Origin of the sequence: Tunturibacter gelidoferens (assembly GCF_040358255.1) — a bacterium.
GTDB classification, from domain to species: domain Bacteria; phylum Acidobacteriota; class Terriglobia; order Terriglobales; family Acidobacteriaceae; genus Edaphobacter; species Edaphobacter gelidiferens.
In genome coordinates this window covers 2,013,598-2,033,235 of the sequence record NZ_CP132938.1, presented here as the reverse complement: position 1 = coordinate 2,033,235, position 19,638 = coordinate 2,013,598, and the positions used below count along the sequence as shown (strand labels likewise).

Here is a 19,638-nt window from a genome sequence, read left to right as displayed (position 1 = left end):
ACAAAAGCAGCACCCGATGAACCTCCGCAGCAGCAAGCCTGCCGCGGAGGTTTTCATCGTTGGCGCAGGTCCCGCCGGCCTCGCCGCCGCAATCAAGGTCTCCACGTCGAAAATCACGACGCCATGCAGCCTTCCCTCGATCCTCTTCCAGCGTCTCCTCGAGGTACACATCGACCACCGCCCTGCATCTTCCCGGGTATTGACGAACTACTTGCTACCGGATTACACATGCTGACAAGCTAAACTAGATCAGGACGGCGGCCTCAACGAACTTTACAGCGGCACTCGCCTCCCTGTAAGTTGAGGCTATCCCCGAGGACGCCGGAGTTCCATGAACGATATCGCCACACGCTGCATTGACATCATCGCTAAATCTAAAAGCATCCCCGCGGACTCCATCTCTCTCGCCAACACCTTCGACGAGCTCAACATCGACTCCCTCGACAAGATCAACATCTCCTTCGAGGTCGAAGAGGCCTTCAACATCGAGATTCCCGACGAAGCCCTCAGCACCCTCCGCACCGTAGGCGACATGGTCGAGGGCGTCGCCAAACTCACCACCGCCCCCGCCCACATCACCACCCCCTAACAACCGCTCAACAGGCAAGCAACACAGCCTCCCATCCCCGAAGTTGATGCGCCATCACCGCCTTGTCTTTCTGGTTGTCATCCCCGAAGGGGATCTGCTGTTTCGTCCTCCCTCACCCCAAAAATCTCGCCATGCAGATCCACGCGCCCTCATCCCGCAAAGTTGCATAGAGCTTTTTTGGTCCTTCCACAGCATTTAAACCACCACATTATCGGTCGGTCCCACCCCTCCGTGTATCATTCGCTCGTATGTACGTAGGCGACCCTCAGCTGACGGCCAGTCAGGTCCTGCGGACCTTTCATCACGACGAGCTCTACCTCTTCCTGGGAGCCGCATTCACTGCCGTCGGGCTCGTCTCGATAGCATTCGCCTTCCTCGGTCGCAAGTTCGACGCCATGCTCTTCTGGCTCGCTCTCTTCGCCATCTTCTACGGTCAAAGGCTTTGGCTCCACTTGGGGCTTCTCACCCTCATCATCCCACCCTCGCACTTCTTCGATGACCTTCGCGCCATAGGGAATTACCTGGTGCCAATTCCCGCCTTCTTCTACTTTGAGGCGGCAGGCTTTCTGGGCCGCTCAGGCCGCAAGATCGCCATCGTTCTCACCTCCGTGTTCCTGGGTCTCGCCGTCGCAACGATGTTGTTCGGTCAACGGCCCGCCTTTCAGCTGACAAACAACCTGGTCGTCATCGCCAGTCTGCTCGCACTCATCATCCAATCGCTCACCCAGAAACAGACAGACAGAGACTTCGTCATCGCTCGCCGAGGCATCATCGTCTTCGTCATCTTCGCACTCTTCGATAACATCGGCGGCGCCCTCGGATACCGTTGGTTCATAGAGCCCTTAGGCTTTACCTTCTTCCTTGCAACCCTCGGCTATGTCGCCGCAAAGCGCGGCCTCCATCGCGATCAACAGTTCAACGCCCTCCAAAAGGAACTCGAGATCGCACGCCGCATCCAAACCTCGATTCTGCCGCCAGCCTACCCTCAATCCCCCCACTTCCACGTAGCCGCCCGCTACGTCCCCATGACGGCCGTCGCTGGAGACTTCTACGACTTCCTCGTCGCCGATCAAACCCAGGCAGGCCTCCTCATCGCCGACGTCTCCGGGCACGGCGTTCCCGCCGCATTAATCGCCTCCATGGTCAAGCTCGCCGCCACCTCTCAGCGCGCCAACGCAGCCGATCCCGCACTCCTCCTCGCCGGAATGAACTCCGTCCTCTGCGGCAACACGCAGGAGCAGTTCGTCACCGCCGCCTACGTCTATCTCGACGCCGAATCCTCCACCCTCCGATACTCCGCCGCAGCCCATCCCCCCATGTTGCTTCTGCGCGACGGAGACGTAATCGAACTCACCGAAAACGGCCTCATGCTCGCAGCCTTTTCCTTCGCCACCTACACCACCGCCGAGTACCCCCTCGAGCCCCGCGACCGCCTGCTCCTCTATACCGACGGCATCCTCGAAGCCACCAACGCCCAGGGAGAAGAGTTCGGATCAAGCCGCCTCCACACTCTCCTCAAGGAAGCCGCGAACCTAAGCGCTGAAGAAGCAGCCGCCAGCATCCTCTCCTCCATCGAGCTCTGGTCATCCAAGTCCCAGAACGACGACCTCACCCTCCTCGTCTGCGACTATCTCTGCGCAAACACTCCCTCCCCAGGCGCGTATCTTGCCGACCCAGCTGAAGCTCTCGCCTGAAGCCGATAGCCTAACGAACATCCCGGGCCCAAACATTCAATCGCGAGAACAAAAGAGTGCGATCCGATCCGTCTCTGGCGCCGCAGCGGCCTCAAGCCAGCGCTCTTCAGCGACAACAGACGTACAAGGGCCATACGTGCAGACTCGGATTCGGCGAGTAGCCGCCTCACGCCTCAGGCGCTTGAGCACGTCGCTCAGGATAGACCCCACAAACGGAGTGTAAAGATAGAACACCGTGCCGATGGACAGATCCGCCACCCGCGCATCCTCCTCAAGAAACGTAACCTTATTCAGATTCAGCCTCTGTGCACACTCCCGCGCACGTTGTGCGTATCTCGCCTCCAACTCGATCCCTATGCCGCCAGCGCCGGTGCACGCAGAGACCAGCAACGGAACATGGCCCAACCCGGAGCCAAGATCGACAAGAACATCGGTTTCATCGAGCGCAGTCAAGCCCATAAGATTGAAGATATGGCGCACAGGGGTCGGCTGATAAAACACCATCTCGGCCTCCCGTCGAACATCCTCAGCCCCAGGCTCTTCAAACTGAAACACTCCACTGACCAGCTCATCCAGGTAGTCATAGCCCATACCGCCGCCGGGCTTATTGTCCGGCCCGGGCACCTCTTCCATCTCCGGTGAGGCATCGATCCACCGAAGCAAAGTCTCAGGCCGCTCCCGGCGCTGAATCTCACATCGAATGGCTTCATAAAGTTCACAATTCACAGCCTCCAGCCTGCCGCAAATTGCTCTCGCTCGGCGATAGAGTCCGGCCGCGATCGACTCAGCACCAAATACTGGTTCAGCGGTGTCCGGAAAATAAGCATCAAGCCGGTCAAGAGCCTCTAAACGTTGGCGAAGCTGACTTCGCTCGAGCAGCGACGGCTCATCTTCCAACTGGCACACAAGACGCTCGAGCGGATCGATCAACGGTTGAAAGCTCCATTCCTAAGCAATAAAGCGTTTCCTGCTGACTCAGGGTACAACCCCGATTGACCATGCCGCTCTTCTTCCTCTTCGCCCAACACCCTCCAGGAGTGCACCGAACCCCTAAGGATTCCGGCTCAATGGCGCATCGGACTGTCTTCTTCAATACCTTCGTCTCATTGAATCGCCCTCTGGTTCGGACTAAATTGGATCGCAACACACCCGATTCACAGGCCCGCTTGATCAACAATTAAATGTCGTAATACCATTTCATCCCGCGCAAATCAGGAGGGAGCCATGAGCACGGACGAAGTTCGTAGTAACGACGCGGCCAGCGTCGCGAGAATCGACACGAAGCTCGAGATAGTCGTCATCCCCGTCTCGGATGTCGACCGCGCGAAGGAGTTCTACGGGAGACTCGGTTGGCGACTCGACGCCGACTACGACAACGGTACCGACTTCCGCGTCATCCAGTTCACGCCGCCCGGCTCCGGGTGCTCGGTCATCTTCGGCAAGAACGTCACCGCGGCAGAACCCGGCTCCGCCCAGGGCCTGTACCTGATCGTCTCCGACATCGCGACCGCCCGCAGCGAGATGCTCCGTCGCGGCGCAGAGATCAGCGATGTCTTCCACGACGCAGGCGATGTGTACGCTGGCCCGGACGATCCCTACCTCTTTGGGCGGCGCAGGGTCAGCGGTCCGGATCCCGAGCATCGCAGCTACCGCTCGTTCGCCTCCTTCCGTGATCCCGACGGCAACGGCTGGCTACTCCAGGAGATCACGACGCGGCTTCCCGGGCGTGTGACCGGCGACACGACCTACGCGTCGGCGAACGATCTGGCGAGCGCGCTTCGGCGGGCGGGGGCGGCCCACGGCGAGCATGAAAAGCGCACCGGCGGCCAGCGCGACGAGAACTGGCCGGACTGGTACGCCGAGTACATGGTGCGCGAGCAATCCGGCGAAGAGCCGCCGCAATAAAACGACTACGACGCCATCAAGCGCAAAGATGGGAACAGCTAGCGATTACAGTCACCAGCAGGCCCTCCTGTCCGTAAAATCCTGTCAACCCCCGAAATCATCAAACCCCGCGTCAATCCAGCACAAAAGCGTGGCGTATGAGTTCGGTCCCGACCGCTATAATAGAAACAGAACAGGAAAGCCCCTGAAACCACAGGGGCTTTTTAATTTTTTGTCGGCCCGTAACTCGTCTGAATGGAATATTTTGCGCGTAAACCCTTTCAATGCAATATTTTACAGACACCAACCATCTGTAAACTATTCAAAACAAGTATTTTAGCCGCAAAATACCCCCGGGGGGAGGGGGAGGGTAGGCCGATTCCTCAAAGAATCTACAATCACCAAGAGCACTACCAGGAGAAGAAGTGAATCGTGTCGTAGTCACCGGCCTCGGATGCATCACCCCCATCGGCAACACCGTCGCGGACTTCCGCACCTCCCTCTTCGCCGGCACCACCGGCATCGCCCCCTTCCCACCCTACCCGGAAGCACCCGCCCGCGAAGCGCACGACAAGACCCAGGGGCTCCGCTTCACCCAGACCGCCGCCGTCAAAGACTTCGACGCCAGCCAGCACCTCGACTCCGGCATCCTCACTGCCACCGACCGCACCGTACACTTCGCCGTCGTAGCCGCCCGCCAGGCCGCCGCAGAGTCCCAGCTAACCAACCACTACACACCAGACAAGATCGCCATCATCGTAGGCTGCGCCTGCGGTGGCCGACAGGCCGAAGAGACCGAGACCGCCAAGCTCTACACCCGTGACGCCCGCGTCCATCCCCTCACCGTCGTCCGCACCATGGCCTCCGCCGGAGCCAGCAACATCTCCATCGACCTCAAGATCACCGGCCCCGCCCTCAACATCTCCACCGCCTGCTCCTCCGGCGCTCACGCCATCGGCCTCGCCTTCCAGATGATCCGCAGCGGCATGATCGACGCCGCCATCACCGGCGGCCACGAAGCCCCACTTACCTTCGGCTTCCTCCGCGCCTGGGACAGCATGCGCGTCGTCTCCCCCACCCAGTGCCGCCCCTTCTCCGCCGACCGCGACGGCATGACCCTCGGCGAAGGCGCCGCCATGTTTACCCTCGAAACCCTCGAGTCTGCCCTGACCCGCAACGCCACCATCTACGCCGAGATCGTCGGCACCGGCAGCTCCGCCGACGCCAGCCACATCACCCAGCCCCACCCCGACGGCGCCGCCGCCGCCATGCGCATCGCCCTCAAAGACGCCAACGCCTCACCGGACGAGGTCGGCTACCTCAGCGCCCACGGCACCGGCACCCTGGTCAACGACACCACCGAAGCCGCCGCCATCCATCAGGTCTTCGGCCCGCTCGCAGCAAAAATCCCCGTCAGCTCCACCAAATCCCTGCACGGCCACTCCATCGGAGCGAGCGGAGCCCTCGAAGCCCTCGCCACCATCCTCGCCCTCAAGGAAAGTCTCCTCCCCGCCAACACTGGCATCACGCAAGTCGACCCGGCCATCAACCTCGACATCATCCTCGGCGCACCCCGCAAAGCCTCTCCAAAGCTAGCCCTGTCCAACTCCCTGGCCTTCGGAGGCCTGAACGCGGTACTCGCCTTCCGTCCTATCGAATAATTCGACTGAAAAACTCACTCAACGCGCGCCGGCGTCGGCCTGCCTTCAATCAGCAACGCCGCACTCAAAGCACTCGCTACCGAGAGCCCCACTGCAATCCACAACACCACCCCATAAGCACTGACAAACGACTCCCCGATCAACCGCTGCACCCGCACATCCTCGCTCCTCGCAGCAGCCAGCTTCGCCCTCTGGGCCTCGACACTCTGCCGCTCCGCCGCAGGCACCCCCAGCTCATCCAGCCCCCTCCCCAGCCGCCCGTTGAAGGTGATCGAAAACACCAGCCCCATCACCGCAACCGCCAGCAACCCAGCCACACGCGATACCGCGTTATTGATCCCCGAAGCCACACCCGCCCGGCTCTGGTCGATCGAACTCATCACCGTAGTCGTCAACGGAGCCACACTCACCGCCAGCCCCAGCCCAAGGACAATCACCGCCGGAAACACCGTCGACCAGTAAGACCCACCCACCCCGCCCCGCCGAAACAATCCAAATCCCACCCCCGCAATCAAAGGCCCAACAATGAGCGGCAGCCGCGCCCCATACTTCACGATCAACCCACCCGACCACCGCGACAGCACAAAGATCAGCAAAATCAGCGGAAGCAAAGCCCCACCCGCCTGCGTAGCCGAGTAGTGCTGCACCTGAATCAGATCCAAAGGAAGAAAGAACAACACCCCACCCAGCGCCGCATACAAAAACAACGTCATCAGATTCGCCCCGCTAAAGGTCCGCGATCGAAACAGACCCAGCGGCAGCATCGGAGCCTCAGACCGCGACTCCACCACGAAGAAAACCACAAGCGCCGCCACGCCAACCACACCAGCAACCAACGCCCGCCTCCCCCCACTCCCAGCCTCAATCAACGCAAACGTAATCCCGCACAATCCCACCGTAGCCAGACCAGCCCCCCAACCATCCAGCCTCTGAACCATCCCCTCATCGCGACTCTCCGGCACCCTCGCCAACGAAATCAACACCACCAGCACCGCCAGCGGCAAGTTGATAAAGAACACCCAACGCCAAGAGAGATGCTCAATCAACCAACCGCCCAACACAGGGCCCACCGCCGTGGTGATCGCAGTAAAGCCCGACCAGGTCCCAATCGCCCTCCCTCTCTCCTCCGCGCAGAACGATGAGCTGATCAACGCGAGGCTACCCGGCACCAGCAAAGCCCCACCCACCCCCTGCAGACCCCGCGCGACAATCAGCGCACGAACATCGGAAGCAAACCCGCACCAGGCCGAGGCCCCTGCAAACAACACGACCCCAACCAAAAATATCTTCCGCCGCCCATAAAGATCGCCGAGCGACCCCGCCACCAACAGAAGCGCCGACAAAAACAACGCGTAAGCCTCAACCACCCACTGCACATCAGTCACAGTTGCATTTAGAGAGGTCTGCAACGCCGGCAACGCAACATTCACCACCGTCCCATCAATGAACACCATGCTCGATCCAAGAATCGTAGCTGCGAGCACCCACACCCCGCCCCGCGTCTTCTCGGGCGCAGAGGCCACGCTGCGAATCGCACCTTCTTCACAAGGTAAATTTGGCATGGTTCTTTACTCCCACCGCCGCCGATCATACCAGCTATCCGTAACGATGCCCTACCGTTGGCAGGAGGCATGGATACCACCATTAAACGATCCCGACTGGCGCATTGCCAACTACCTCTACAGCCCCCCGTATCTCTCAGCGGGGCCTCACCCGTCACCCGCAGTGCCTTACTCGTTATCGCTTCTAACCTCAACCGGAGATCATCGCGATACCATACCCGATAGATGATCTCCGTTCTCATCCTCACCCGCAACGAGCAGCGCGACCTCCCCGCCTGTCTCTCCTCCGTCTCCTGGTCCGACGACATTCACGTCTTCGACTCCCACTCCACAGACAACACCGTCGAGATCGCCAAAGCTGCCGGCACCCACATCCACACCCGCCCCTTCGACGACTACGCCACCCACCGCAACGCCGCCCTCACCACCCTGCCCTTCAAACACCAGTGGGTCTTCATCCTCGACGCCGATGAGCGACCCACCCCCGAGCTCTCCCGCGAGATGCAGCAGCTCGCACTCGCCGCCCCCGACCAGACCGCCGCCTTCCGCGTACGCCGCCGCGACTTCCTCTTCGACACCTGGCTCAAACACGCGCAGATCTCTCCGTTCTACATCCGTCTCGTACGCCCCGAGCGCGCCCGCTACACCCGCGCGATCAACGAAGTCCTTGAGATCGACGGCCCCGTAGCCGAACTCAGCTATCCACTCGATCACTACCCCTTCTCCAAGGGCATCGCCCGCTGGGTCGAGAAGCACAACCTCTACTCCACCATGGAGGCCGAGCTCATCGTCCGCAACCAGGGCCTGCAGAATCCCTCCTTCATCACAGCCCTCCGCGACCCGGACTTCCACACCCGCCGCCTCCACCAGAAGGCCATCTTCTACCGCCTTCCAGGCCGCCCTCTCATCAAGTGGCTTTACATGGTCTTCTTCCGCGGTGCAATACTCGACGGCGCCGCCGGCCTCACCTACGCCACCCTGCAGGCCTTCTATGAGTACCTCATCGTTCTCAAGACTAAAGAACTTCGCAGCGGCGGAGCATAGCTTTACACATCAGGATGGTGTACCCGGAATATCAGCGAAGCGTTGGTTCCTCCAAATCCGAACGAGTTCGACATCGCATACTCCATCGGCACGCTGACAACTTTGTCCTTCACCAATCCAAACTGAACCACCTCATCCAGATCTTCGATGTTCGTCGTCGGAGGAGCAATCTGATCCCGCAAGGCCAATACCGTAATGCCTGCCTCAAGACTTCCCGCGCCACCCAGCAGATGCCCCGTCATCGACTTCGTCGAACTCACCAGAAGGCTCAACGCGTGATCGCCAAACGTCTCGCTAATCGCCCTCGCCTCCGCTCTGTCTCCAAGCGGAGTAGAGGTAGCATGCGCATTCAAATACTGAATCGCACTCGGCTCAAGCCCGGCATCCTTGAGCGCCAACTGCATCACTCGGCGGACTCCGCGCCCATCCTCAGGCGGAGCATTTGTATGAAACGCATCCGAGTTCGCCGCGTAACCCACGATCTCAGCCAAAATCGTCGCGCCACGCCGCACCGCATGCTCTCGCTCTTCAAGCACAAGAATCCCTGCGCCCTCGCCCACAACGAACCCATCGCGCCCGCGATCCCACGGCCGCGACGCCCGCACAGGATCGTCATTCCGCGTCGACAGCGCCCGCATCGCACCAAACCCGCCTACCGAAAGCGGCGTAACAGCTGCTTCACTCCCGCCGCAGATCATCGCATCCGCATCGCCTCTCTGAATAATCCGAAATGCTTCGCCAACTCCATGCGCTCCCGTCGTACAAGCAGTGGCGCACGTCAGATTCGGCCCAGTAGCCCCATACCGTATCGAGATCTGCCCCGCCGCCAGATTCGCAATCGTTGCCGTAATAAAGAACGGCGATATTCTGTCCGGCCCTCCGCTCTGCAGCTTCGCATGTTCCCGCTCGATCACCTCGAACGCCCCGATCCCACTGCCGACGTACACGCCCACCCGCTCCGCGTCCTCAGCAGACATATCCAGTCCCGACTGCTCCATCGCAAACTGCGCCGCAGCCATCGCAAACTGAATGAAGCGCCCCATCTTCTTCACATCCTTGCGATCGACAAAGTTCTCAGGAATAAAACCCTTCACCTCCCCAGCAAACTGGCAGCTGAATCTCTCCGGATCAAAGAGTGAGATTCTATCGATGCCGGAGTCCCCCCTTTGCAGCGCGGCCCAGGTCATCTCCGTGCCAACCCCTACCGGACTCACCAGCCCAACACCGGTCACCACAACGCGAAACTGTTCTCTCATATCTGTCTTCGAAGTCATCCAACTCCCTCTCTTCGCTGCAACGGACTGTCATCGCCTTGGCCATGTCCAACGCCTCGCTTCGGAACAAGTTCACTCCCCGGAGGCACTTTTTACATGACAATCATAATTTATTTTCGCAACTCCCTATGTGGGAGCCGCTTCGCGAAGTCGCTCCTGAAGGCAACAATCTAAAGTTCTGACTCTCGATATTTGGCTGATAACCCGCAACCATACGGACGTGCAAGACCCACGGAAAAATCGGCACGTCACGCAAGTTCGAATCGGCCCTGCAGACTTCTGTCGACTCTTACCCTGACTGCAAAACTTACGGCGTCATTCAGCCCAAAGACTTTGTCAGAACTCTCAAAGTTACAAATCTGGGCGCTGCGCCTGATTTTCCAGTCATATCAGCTGCGCTCACTTCACGTTTGCGTGATATCTCAAAAAAATTCTTGCAATATTCGTGAAAGCCATTTAAGGTTGGCTCACTCTTTCTTAATTTGCCGTTTTCGCCACACTTCTAGCAGCCGCTTGGCCCTTGGAACACAGTGACGTACCCGCAGCATCCCGCTGCGACGCCGGCTTGTTGTCTAAAACGAACAAAAAAAATCGCGCCAAAGCGATCACAGAGACTCTTTGTCTTTTTTCCGGAGGTTCTATGCGTAGGCAATCGGTAAGATCCTTACAGGCTGTGCTCTACAGTCTCGCCGCCATTCTGCTAACCATTCTCGGAACATCGTTTGCAAACGCCCAGACCTTCCGCGGCGGAATCAACGGTACCGTAACTGACCGCACCGGCGCTGCCATTGCGAACGCAACCGTCGTCGCCGTCCAAACCGATACTGACGTCAAGCACACAACCACCAGCTCCAGTGGTGGCGAGTTCCTCTTCCAGGATCTTCCCCTCGGCAACTACAGCGTCACCGTCAGTTTCTCTGGATTTCAGACTGTAAAGACCGACAAGATCGCGGTCCAGGCCGGCGTAATCTTCACTCTGCCAGTCTCTCTTCCACTCTCGAGTTCGGCCACAACTGTAGAAGTCGATGCAGCAGCCGTAGCTCTCGATACCACAACCACCACGCAGACCACCGTGCTCGATGCCAAAGTCGTGTCAGACCTGCCACTCAACGGTCGCGACTTCACTCAGATGATCTCGCTCACGGCGGGCTACGCCGGCTATAGCGGCGGCGGCTTCGGCTCCCTCAACGGAACCCGCGCCAATCAAATGAACTGGCAGATCGACGGCGTCGATAACAACGATCTCTGGCATAACGTCCCTGCAGTTAACCAGGGCGGCGTCTCCGGCATCGCCGGCATCATCCTCCCACTCGACGCAGTCGACCAGTTCTCCGCCCAGACACAGTCCGGTCCCGAAGGCGGACGCAACCCAGGTGGCACCATCAACCTGACCCTCCGCTCTGGTACCAATCAACTTCACGGCACCGCATACTACTTCAATCGCAATGAACTCTTCGGGGCCAAGAGCCCCTTCGCAACCACCAAGCAGAAGGTCCGCAACTACAACACCGGCTTCTCCCTCGGTGGCCCGTTCCTCAAAGACAAGCTCTTCGGCTTTGCCACCTTCGAACATCAGCGCTTCACCATCGGCCAATCTGGAACCGCTACCGAACCATCGATCGGCTGGCAAACCCAGGCCGAAGCGATCCTCGCTGCCAAAGGCGTTCCAGTCAATCCCGTGATGGTGTCTGTCCTCAACAGGTTGTGGGGCTCCAATGTTCTCGCTCAGGACACCGTCGGAGTCGTCAACAACTACCACTCCAGCGATCCCGAGTTCGGATACAGCTGGAATGGTCTCGGCAAGATTGACTATCGAATCAGCGACAAAGATAACCTCAGCGCTCACTGGTTCGTCGGCCAGGGCAGTCAGGTTGCGCCCGTCGGATCCCAGCTTCTCGCTTACTACGAAGTCGCACCAATTCACGTACAGAACATCGCCATCGTCTACAACCGCGTCATCTCTTCCAGCATCTCGAACCAGGTTCTCGCCGGAGTCAACTACTTCAATCAGGTCTTCAACGACAACGAAACCGGTCAGGATGTTCAAAGCCTCGGTTTCATTACCGGCGCCACCTTTCCTAACGCTCCGAACATCACCATCGGCAGGCCCGCCAGCTCAGGCGGCGGCACAACCGCCCAAAGCAGCAACTTTGATCCCGTCGGTCTGACGCCGCCCGAGGGACGAAATGACATCACGGGCCACCTCACAGACCAGCTCTCATGGACCAAGGGCAGGCACCAGATGCGCTTCGGCGGAGAATATCGGCAGGCGCAGCTCGACGAGTTCTACCATCGCCACTCCACCGGCTCCTTCACCTTTGATGGCAGCCAGGTCGGCGGCCCCGGTTACGCAGGTGCACTCGCCGATTTCCTGGCGGGCGAAACTTCCTCAGCCAGCATCACCATCGGAGATCCAGAGCGTCAGGTCTTCGTCAATACTTGGTTCCTGAACGCCGGCGACTCCTGGCAGCTCACTCCGAAGCTCAACGTAAACTACGGCATTCGTTACGACTATGAAGGTCCACTTCACAACTCCAACAAGGATCTGGCCGTGTTCCGTCCAGCTCTCATCTCAAATCAAGGCCTCGCCTTCCAGGGAAATCAGATCAGCTCGCTCTATCCTCAGTACTACAAAAACTTCAGCCCCCGTGTCGGTTTCAGCTACGCGATCGACCAGAATACAGTCGTCCGCGCTGGCTACGGCTGGTTTGCTGATACTCCCAACCTCAATCCCTTCCTCGACAATCGTCCGGGCAACCAGGCTCCCAACGGAGTCGAAGGCAATCCCGGCGGTGCAAGCCCCGTCTACTCCGTCTCGGCTGCCAAGGGCGGTTCGAACACCACCATAGTTGGAGGCGTTCCGATCTTTCCCTCGTCAGTTGGTTACCCTTGCAAACCAACTTCACCGTGCGGCGTCTTCTCCGTCAACCCCAACTTCCGCCCCTCCTACAACGAGAACTACAGCGTAAACCTCGAGCACACGCTGGCGTCCAGCGTTATCTTTCAACTAGGGTATGTGGGCTCCTCAGCCCGTCACCTCCTCAGCCTTCTCGACATCAATCAAGCCGCTCCCGGAGTCTATACAGACACGCTCGACCCTATTACCGGCGCAGTACTGGTCGGCTCCGACTTCAAGCGCCAGCAGACACGCCCCTACTATAGCCAGTATGGCCAGTACGGCAACATCAACCAGATTGAAAGCATCGGGACTGCAAACTATAACTCCTTCCAGGCGCAGATTCGCGTTACCAACTGGCATCGCTTCTCCTCCCAAACCGTCTTCACCTGGTCACACGCCCTTGACGAAGTCACCGCTTACCGCGGCGCTCTTCCTCAAGACAGTACCAACTTCAAAGGGGACTACAGCAACTCAGACTTCGATACCAGGGCCACCTTCGTCAGCTTCCTGAGCTACGATGTTCCCGGTTCGCAGCACCTGAAGGGGCTCACCGGTGGCTGGCAGGTCAATGGTCTGCTTACCTTCCATGGTGGCCAGCCCTTTACGGTTCGTGCCTCCGGAGACATCAGCGGCACCAACGAAGGCAACGACCGCGCAGTTCAAATTGCTCCAGCACGCGTCGGCTACCAAGGCCAGTCCACTACCGCAAACTGGATCGATCTCAGCGCCTTCCAGGATCCGGCTCCGGGCACCTTCGGCACCGTTCGCCGCAACTCCTTCTACGCTCCCGGCTACAATGACGTCGATCTCTCCGTCTTCAAAAACACGAAGATCGGCGAGCGTCTCACCATCCAGCTCCGCGCAGAGATGTTCAACCTCTTCAACCGAAATAACTTCGCTCCTCCTTCCCCATCCGTCGGCGGCAGCTCGCAACTCAGCGATACCATCGGCGACTATAACGGCGCACCCGGCATCGGAGCCGGCGAAGCATTCAACACTCAATTCGGTGGAAAGATCATCTTCTAACCCAAACCACAACGAAAAGCCCCATCCAGCAGAGCATCGCCGGATGGGGCTTTTTCACGTCCGCCTATTCAACCTACAAAGGCCACTTCCACTCCCGAATCTCCTTGCTGTCAATCCCGTTCTCATGCGCGTAGTTCACCGCTTCGATGATCTGCCCCTTCAGCCACTCCTTCGTATGAGCCGCCGTCATCTGCAGCCGAGGCACTCGATCGATCACATCGATAGCCAGGTCAAACCGATCGATCTGATTCAGAATCGCCAACTCCAGCGGAGTATTGATATTGCCCTTCTCCTTGTACCCGCGCACATGGAAGTTCTCATGATTCGTCCGCTTGTACGTCAGCTTGTGGACCAGCGAAGCATAGGCATGGAAGTTGAAGATCACCGGCTTGTTCTTCGTAAACAAGCTATCGAACTCCTTCTCCGAAAGCCCATGCGGATGCTCCGTCTCCGGCATCAACCGGAACAGATCCACCACATTCACAAACCGAATCTTCACATCCGGACATCGCTCTCGCAGAATCGCGACAGCAGCCAACGCCTCTTCCGTCGGAATATCCCCCGCACACGCAATCACCGCATCCGGCTCATCCCCCGCATCATTACTCGCGAAGTCCCAGATCCCAATTCCCTTCGTGCAATGCTTCACCGCATCATCCATATTCAAATACTGCAGATGCGGCGCCTTGTCCGCAACAATCACATTCACATAATTGGAGCTGCGCAGACAGTGATCCCCAACACTCAACAAACAATTCGCATCCGGCGGCAGATAGATCCGCGTCACCTCCGGGCTCTTATTCGTCACTACATCCAGAAATCCAGGATCCTGATGCGTAAATCCATTGTGATCCTGCCGCCACACCAACGAAGTAATCAGCAGATTGATCGATGAAATCGGCGCTCGCCACCTCAACTCCAACTTGCTCTTCTCCAGCCACTTCGCATGTTGGTTGAACATCGAATCGATGATGTGCACAAACGACTCATACGTCGAAAAGAAGCCATGCCTTCCCGTCAGCACGTAGCCTTCGAACCATCCCTCCAGCGTATGCTCGCTCAGAATCTCCATCACGCGGCCATCTCGCGCAAGATCCCCGCCGTCCGCATCCTCTGGCAGAAGCTTCGCCATCCAGGTCTTTCCACTCGCCTCATAAATAGCCTGCAACTTATTAGAAGCCGTCTCATCCGGTCCGAAGACGCGAAAGCTCGTCATGTTCCTCTTCATCGCATCACGCAAGAAATGTGCCAACACATCAGTCGGCGAAACCTCAATCTGCCCCGGCTTTTCCACCTTTACTGCATAGTCGCGAAAGTCCGGCAGCTCCATCGGTTTCCGCAGCAGGCCGCCATTCGCGTGCGGATTCGCAGTGATTCTTCGCCGCCCGACAGGAGCCATCTCCCTCAACTCCGCAATCAACTTGCCGGATTCATCAAACAAATCCTCAGGCTTGTAACTCTTCATCCACTTCTCAACCAGCTTCAAGTGTTTCGGATTCGTCACGGGATCGAGAACCGGCATCTGGTGCGCTCGCCACGAGCCCTCCAGCTTGTGCCCATCAATCTCCTTCGGGCAAGTCCATCCCTTCGGCGAACGCAGAATAATCATCGGCCACCGCGGCCGCTCCGGCGCTGTCCCCTTCGGCGCACTCCTGGCTTTCTTCTGAATCGCGCGAATCTCCTTCACGCAATCCTCCATCACTCCCGCCATCAACTGGTGCATCGTCGCCGGATCATCTCCTTCGACAACATGCGGCTCCCAGCCAAATCCCTTGAACATCCACTCCAACTCTTCGGGAGAAATACGCGCCAGCACTGTAGGATTAGCTATTTTGTAACCGTTAAGGTGCAGTATTGGCAGCACCGCACCATCCCTTACAGGATTCAAGAATTTGTTCGAGTGCCAGGACGTAGCCAGCGGCCCCGTCTCAGCTTCTCCATCTCCCACCACTACGGTCACAATCAAGTCAGGATTATCAAACGCCGCGCCAAACCCATGCGACAAGCTGTAGCCCAGCTCGCCCCCCTCATGAATCGACCCCGGCGTCTCTGGCGTGCAGTGACTCCCAATCCCACCCGGAAACGAAAACTGTTTGAAGAACTTCAGCATTCCCGCAACGTCTTCGCTCTTATCTGGATACACCTCCGAATACACACCCTCCAGATAACTGTTCGAAAGCGTAGCTGGCGCCCCATGTCCCGGACCCGACAAATAAATTAAATCCAAATCGTACTTCTTGATGAGCCGGTTCAGATGCACCCACACAAACGTCTGCCCAGGGTCCGAACCCCAGTGCCCCAACAGCCGGTTCTTAATATGCTCCGCCTTCAACGGCTCCCGCAACAGGGGATTCGCCCGCAAGTAAAGCATCCCAACACAAAGATAGTTGCACGCCCGCCAATAGGCATCCAGCTTCCGCAGTTCCTCAGCCGAAAGCGGCTTACCACCCTGACTCTTGTCTTTAACCAGTTCCTTGGACACATTACTCATAAATAACTCCGTCAATCGTAATCAGTAGATCCGGAAGCAATCCTAGAAAATTTGTAACCGGAAAAGACTCATTTCGCAGATTGGGCCATTCGATGAACATGCATCGCGATCATCCAATCTTCCTTAGCCGGAACGACAAGCACTGCCGTCACTGAGTCAGATGCACTTATCTGTCGGACAGCGTCGCCCCCTGCACCGTTCAACTCAGAATTAACAGAAATACCCAAATCGTCCATCCCGGCCAGTATCTCCGGCCGCGACCGCGTATCATGCTCTCCGATTCCACCAGCAAACACCACCGCATCAATTCCGCCCATCAACGCAATAAAGCCGCCCAGCGCCTTCTTCACACTCCGAGTAAATATCTCCACCGCCAGGCTTGCCTGTGCGTCGCCCTTCACCACCGCCTCCCGCACAGCCTTCATATCGTTCAGCATCCCAGAAAGCGCCACCATCCCCGCATCATGGTTCAGCATCTTCTCCAGCGCCGCAACCTGATCTCCCTTCATCTGCCGCAGCAGATAGAGCACCAGCCCCGGATCGAGATCACCCGGCCGTGTCCCCATCACCACTCCACCCGTAGGCGTCAGTCCCATTGTCGTGTCGATAGAGCATCCATCCACCAACGCCGTAACGCTGCATCCGCTCCCGAGATGCGCAATCACCATCCGCTTCGGAAACGAAAGCTCCTTCTCTGCGCGTAACTGCCGCACAATCGACTCGCAGCTCAATCCATGAAATCCATATCGCCGAACTCCCCGCTCGCGATACTCCATCGGAATCGGATACGTCGTCGCAGCCTCAGACATCGTCTGGTGAAACACCGTATCAAAGCAGGCATAATGCGCTACCCCAGGAAACTTCACCATCATGTCTTTGATCACTTCAATCACCGCAGGATCATGCAGAGGCGCAAACACCACCGCCTCCTCGAGATCCTTCAGCACCTCTTCGGTAATCCGCTGATGCCGGTCAAGCTTCGCTCCCGGATGCACGACCCGATATCCCACCGCATCCACAGTCGGCAAACCCTGCCCACTCACCGCTCCAACCACCAGCCCGATCGCCTCTAGCGCAGTCTGCGCCTTTACCTCGTTACGTCCTCCGCTTAAATCTCGTCCACCAGCGTCGCGAAATTTGAAACTCGCCTTCACCCCACCAATCCCGATCACCTCACCCTCAAACAACGACCGAGGTTCCTCTCCCTGAGCTTCAAACAGGGAAAACTTTATCGACGAAGATCCGCTATTGATAACGAGTATGTGCACAGCACCCCTGTCGCGAAACCCTTCCCTACGTTACACCCAGCCCATCACAGGCCCGTAAATTCTCCACAAGCGCGTTCCTCACCAGATGACGTCCAATGTCGAACATTTGTCTCGTCGCTGTAAAAAGATTGCAGTACCAGCCTGAGCCTCGACCTGCGGCCTCCAACAAGCCATAAACTCACAGCAGACCAAAAGGAGCGGCCCTTCGCATCCCGCAACCTTTTCTCATGGCATCCGCTCGCGCGCAGCTTATGGCATCAACAGTCGATAAAACCCGCGACGACCTCCCTCTACTATCCGCCGCAACTGGCTTCATCTTCGCCTTCAGAGTCTCGCTGACTTTCCTCTGGTTTCAAGATGAGCCTCAGTCAGGAACCATCGTCTGGCTGGCGCTAAGCTTGATTCTTCTCTCCCTCGCAACGCTCTTCACTATAGGCAGCGCAACAACCTCCACCGCGTCATATCGCACCACACCCATTCGCTGGGCCGCCGCCCTACTCAGCCTCAGCTTCGTCAGTATCTTCTGGTCCCAGGCACCCCTCGATGCGGCCGCCGGTTACTGGCTCTCCTGGGCCGCAGACGTCGCCACCGTCTGGATTCTCCTGCGTGACGGCGACCCTGAGATCAAAGCAGCGGCCATCATGAAAGGTTTCGCCTACGGAGCCTGCATCGTGGCCATCGTCGCCTGGGCCATCCCTGCCCGAGACGACTTGCGCCTCGGGGATGAGATCTTCCTGCATCCAAACACACTCGGCTTCCTCTTCGCCATCGCCACGCTGCTGGCAATCCACCTCGCACACGAGACCACGCTCTGGCGATGGCCCGCACTCTTCCTTGCGACAACGCTTCTGCGCACCATCAGCAAAAGCGCCATCTTCGCCTTCCTCCTGGCCTTCTGCTTCTATCTCCTCCGAGACTCCACTCTATCCCGCAAAATAAAGATCAGAATCGGCATCGCCGCTGCAGCCGTCCTTGTCTCTCTCTCCGGTCTTCTCGAGGCCTACTTCACCACCTACGCCGCAGGCACCGATCCCGAAACCCTTACCGGCCGAACCATCATCTGGGCCATGTCTCTCGAATACGCCCTCAAAAAGCCCCTCTTCGGCAATGGCTTCTACTCCTACCGATTCGTCGTCCCACCCTTCGGACTCTTCGAAGCCCAGCAAGCCCACAACGAACTCCTTCAGCAGTTCTTCGCCTTAGGAGCCGTCGGCGTCCTCCTCACGATTGGCCTCTACTGGACCTTCTTTCGCCAGGTTCGCCGCGCGCCTGCATCTCATCTCAAAACACTCGCCGGCACAATACTCCTCTTCGCTCTCGTCCGAGGCCTCACCGACACCCAGATCTACGACCTCTCTCTTCCTCTCTGGCTAATGATCATGCTCTCCATCCTGCTCTCCATCCGTACTCCCCTATCCCGGCCCGCAGAGACAGCCCTCTACGAGACTTCCACCACATGACGCACTCCCTCAAACGCTCCCTCCGCTCCGTAGTAGAAGCCACCGGCCATCAGATTCGGAAGACCGATGTCTACAGCTCGCAAAGACTCCGCTACCGCCGCCTCTTCTCTCTCCTCGACCTCAATCTCATCCTCGACGTCGGCGCCAACGCCGGTCAATTCGCAACCCTCTGCCGAACCATCGGCTACCGCGGCAACATCCTCTCCTTCGAACCCAGCAGCACTTCGTTCCAGAAGCTTCTTGCCGCTGCCTCATCCGATCCGCACTGGACCGTAGCCGGCATCGCCCTGGGATCCACGACTGGCGAAACGGAGATCAACGTCTCCGCCGACTCCTTCTGCAGCTCCATCCTCCCCATGCTCGACTCGCACCTCTCCGCCGCCCCCAGCTCCGGCTACCTCCACAAAGAAAAAGTCTCTATCCGCCGCCTCGACGACGTCCTCCCTCCCCCCGCCTTCACCAGCAAAGCTCTCCTCAAACTCGACGTCCAGGGCTTCGAGCTGCAAGTCCTCACCGGAGCCCCCAGAATCCTCTCCCAGGCCCTCGCCGTCCAGCTCGAGATGTCTCTCCTTCCCCTCTACCAGGGCGAAACCCTCATGCCCGAGATGTCCGCCACCATGTGCAATCACGGCTTCCAGCTCTGGGACCTCGAACCCTCCTTCCGCGACCCCGCCACCGGCAGACTCCTTCAGGTCGACGGCATCTTCGTTCGCAGCTCCGCCATTGCGTAACACCCTCCCCCAAAAGTCCCAGCCGCTTCCTCGCGCAAAATTCCTCGTCGCCATC

At 58.5% G+C, this 19,638-nt stretch carries 14 protein-coding genes; 9 read left to right on the top strand and 5 right to left on the bottom strand.

The window, feature by feature from the left end; all coding sequences use genetic code 11:
- Positions 1 to 16 precede the first annotated feature (16 nt).
- From RBB81_RS09050 to RBB81_RS09040, 3 genes are all read left to right on the top strand, one after another.
- Positions 17 to 235 (top strand): hypothetical protein, encoded by a 219-nt coding sequence (locus tag RBB81_RS09050; RefSeq protein WP_353073448.1) that lies wholly within the window; start codon positions 17 to 19, stop codon positions 233 to 235.
- Between the two features lie 96 nt (positions 236 to 331).
- The gene (locus tag RBB81_RS09045) at positions 332 to 589 is read left to right on the top strand and encodes an acyl carrier protein (protein ID WP_353073447.1); all 258 of its coding nucleotides are present in this window, start codon (positions 332 to 334) and stop codon (positions 587 to 589) included.
- Between the two features lie 248 nt (positions 590 to 837).
- On the top strand, positions 838 to 2,283 hold the full coding sequence (locus RBB81_RS09040; protein WP_353073446.1) for a PP2C family protein-serine/threonine phosphatase: 1,446 nt from the start codon (positions 838 to 840) through the stop codon (positions 2,281 to 2,283).
- Positions 2,284 to 2,319: 36 nt separating this feature from the next.
- Here the strand turns inward: RBB81_RS09040 and RBB81_RS09035 are convergent, their stop codons facing one another.
- On the bottom strand, positions 2,320 to 2,946 hold the full coding sequence (locus RBB81_RS09035) for a class I SAM-dependent methyltransferase (RefSeq protein WP_353073445.1): 627 nt from the start codon (positions 2,944 to 2,946) through the stop codon (positions 2,320 to 2,322).
- Between the two features lie 561 nt (positions 2,947 to 3,507).
- On the opposite strand from RBB81_RS09035, the gene RBB81_RS09030 reads away from it, so the two are divergent.
- Both RBB81_RS09030 and RBB81_RS09025 read left to right on the top strand, forming a co-directional pair.
- A complete protein-coding gene (locus RBB81_RS09030; RefSeq protein ID WP_353073444.1) occupies positions 3,508 to 4,188 on the top strand; it encodes a VOC family protein in 681 nt (226 codons plus the stop codon).
- Between the two features lie 404 nt (positions 4,189 to 4,592).
- Complete coding sequence (locus RBB81_RS09025) at positions 4,593 to 5,828, top strand: beta-ketoacyl-[acyl-carrier-protein] synthase family protein (protein ID WP_353073443.1); 1,236 nt, start codon at positions 4,593 to 4,595, stop codon at positions 5,826 to 5,828.
- Positions 5,829 to 5,842: 14 nt separating this feature from the next.
- Here the strand turns inward: RBB81_RS09025 and RBB81_RS09020 are convergent, their stop codons facing one another.
- Positions 5,843 to 7,390, bottom strand: coding sequence for an MFS transporter (locus RBB81_RS09020; protein ID WP_353073442.1), 1,548 nt, complete (start codon positions 7,388 to 7,390; stop codon positions 5,843 to 5,845).
- 225 nt (positions 7,391 to 7,615) lie between these two features.
- Here RBB81_RS09020 and RBB81_RS09015 point away from each other — a divergent pair, with 225 nt between their 5' ends.
- On the top strand, positions 7,616 to 8,434 hold the full coding sequence (locus tag RBB81_RS09015; RefSeq protein ID WP_179581611.1) for a glycosyltransferase family 2 protein: 819 nt from the start codon (positions 7,616 to 7,618) through the stop codon (positions 8,432 to 8,434).
- Positions 8,435 to 8,436: 2 nt separating this feature from the next.
- On the opposite strand, the gene fabF is transcribed toward RBB81_RS09015, so the two are convergent.
- Complete coding sequence (gene fabF / locus RBB81_RS09010; protein WP_353073912.1) at positions 8,437 to 9,690, bottom strand: beta-ketoacyl-ACP synthase II; 1,254 nt, start codon at positions 9,688 to 9,690, stop codon at positions 8,437 to 8,439.
- A 658-nt stretch (positions 9,691 to 10,348) separates the two neighbouring features.
- Between fabF and RBB81_RS09005 the strand changes: the two genes are divergently transcribed.
- Positions 10,349 to 13,633 carry a carboxypeptidase regulatory-like domain-containing protein gene (locus tag RBB81_RS09005; RefSeq protein ID WP_353073441.1) on the top strand — a complete coding sequence of 1,095 codons (3,285 nt, stop codon included), beginning with the start codon at positions 10,349 to 10,351 and terminating at the stop codon, positions 13,631 to 13,633.
- 73 nt (positions 13,634 to 13,706) lie between these two features.
- Here RBB81_RS09005 and RBB81_RS09000 read toward each other — a convergent pair whose 3' ends face one another.
- Together RBB81_RS09000 and RBB81_RS08995 are read right to left on the bottom strand one after the other, a co-directional pair.
- Complete coding sequence (locus RBB81_RS09000) at positions 13,707 to 16,124, bottom strand: phosphoketolase family protein (protein ID WP_353073440.1); 2,418 nt, start codon at positions 16,122 to 16,124, stop codon at positions 13,707 to 13,709.
- A gap of 68 nt (positions 16,125 to 16,192) precedes the next feature.
- The gene (locus RBB81_RS08995) at positions 16,193 to 17,392 is read right to left on the bottom strand and encodes an acetate/propionate family kinase (protein WP_179581608.1); all 1,200 of its coding nucleotides are present in this window, start codon (positions 17,390 to 17,392) and stop codon (positions 16,193 to 16,195) included.
- Between the two features lie 251 nt (positions 17,393 to 17,643).
- On the opposite strand from RBB81_RS08995, the gene RBB81_RS08990 reads away from it, so the two are divergent.
- Both RBB81_RS08990 and RBB81_RS08985 read left to right on the top strand, forming a co-directional pair.
- Positions 17,644 to 18,852, top strand: coding sequence for an O-antigen ligase family protein (locus tag RBB81_RS08990; protein WP_353073439.1), 1,209 nt, complete (start codon positions 17,644 to 17,646; stop codon positions 18,850 to 18,852).
- A complete protein-coding gene (locus tag RBB81_RS08985) occupies positions 18,849 to 19,583 on the top strand; it encodes an FkbM family methyltransferase (protein WP_353073438.1) in 735 nt (244 codons plus the stop codon). The genes RBB81_RS08990 and RBB81_RS08985 overlap by 4 nt, the downstream gene beginning before the upstream one ends.
- The last annotated feature ends 55 nt before the right edge of the window (positions 19,584 to 19,638 follow it).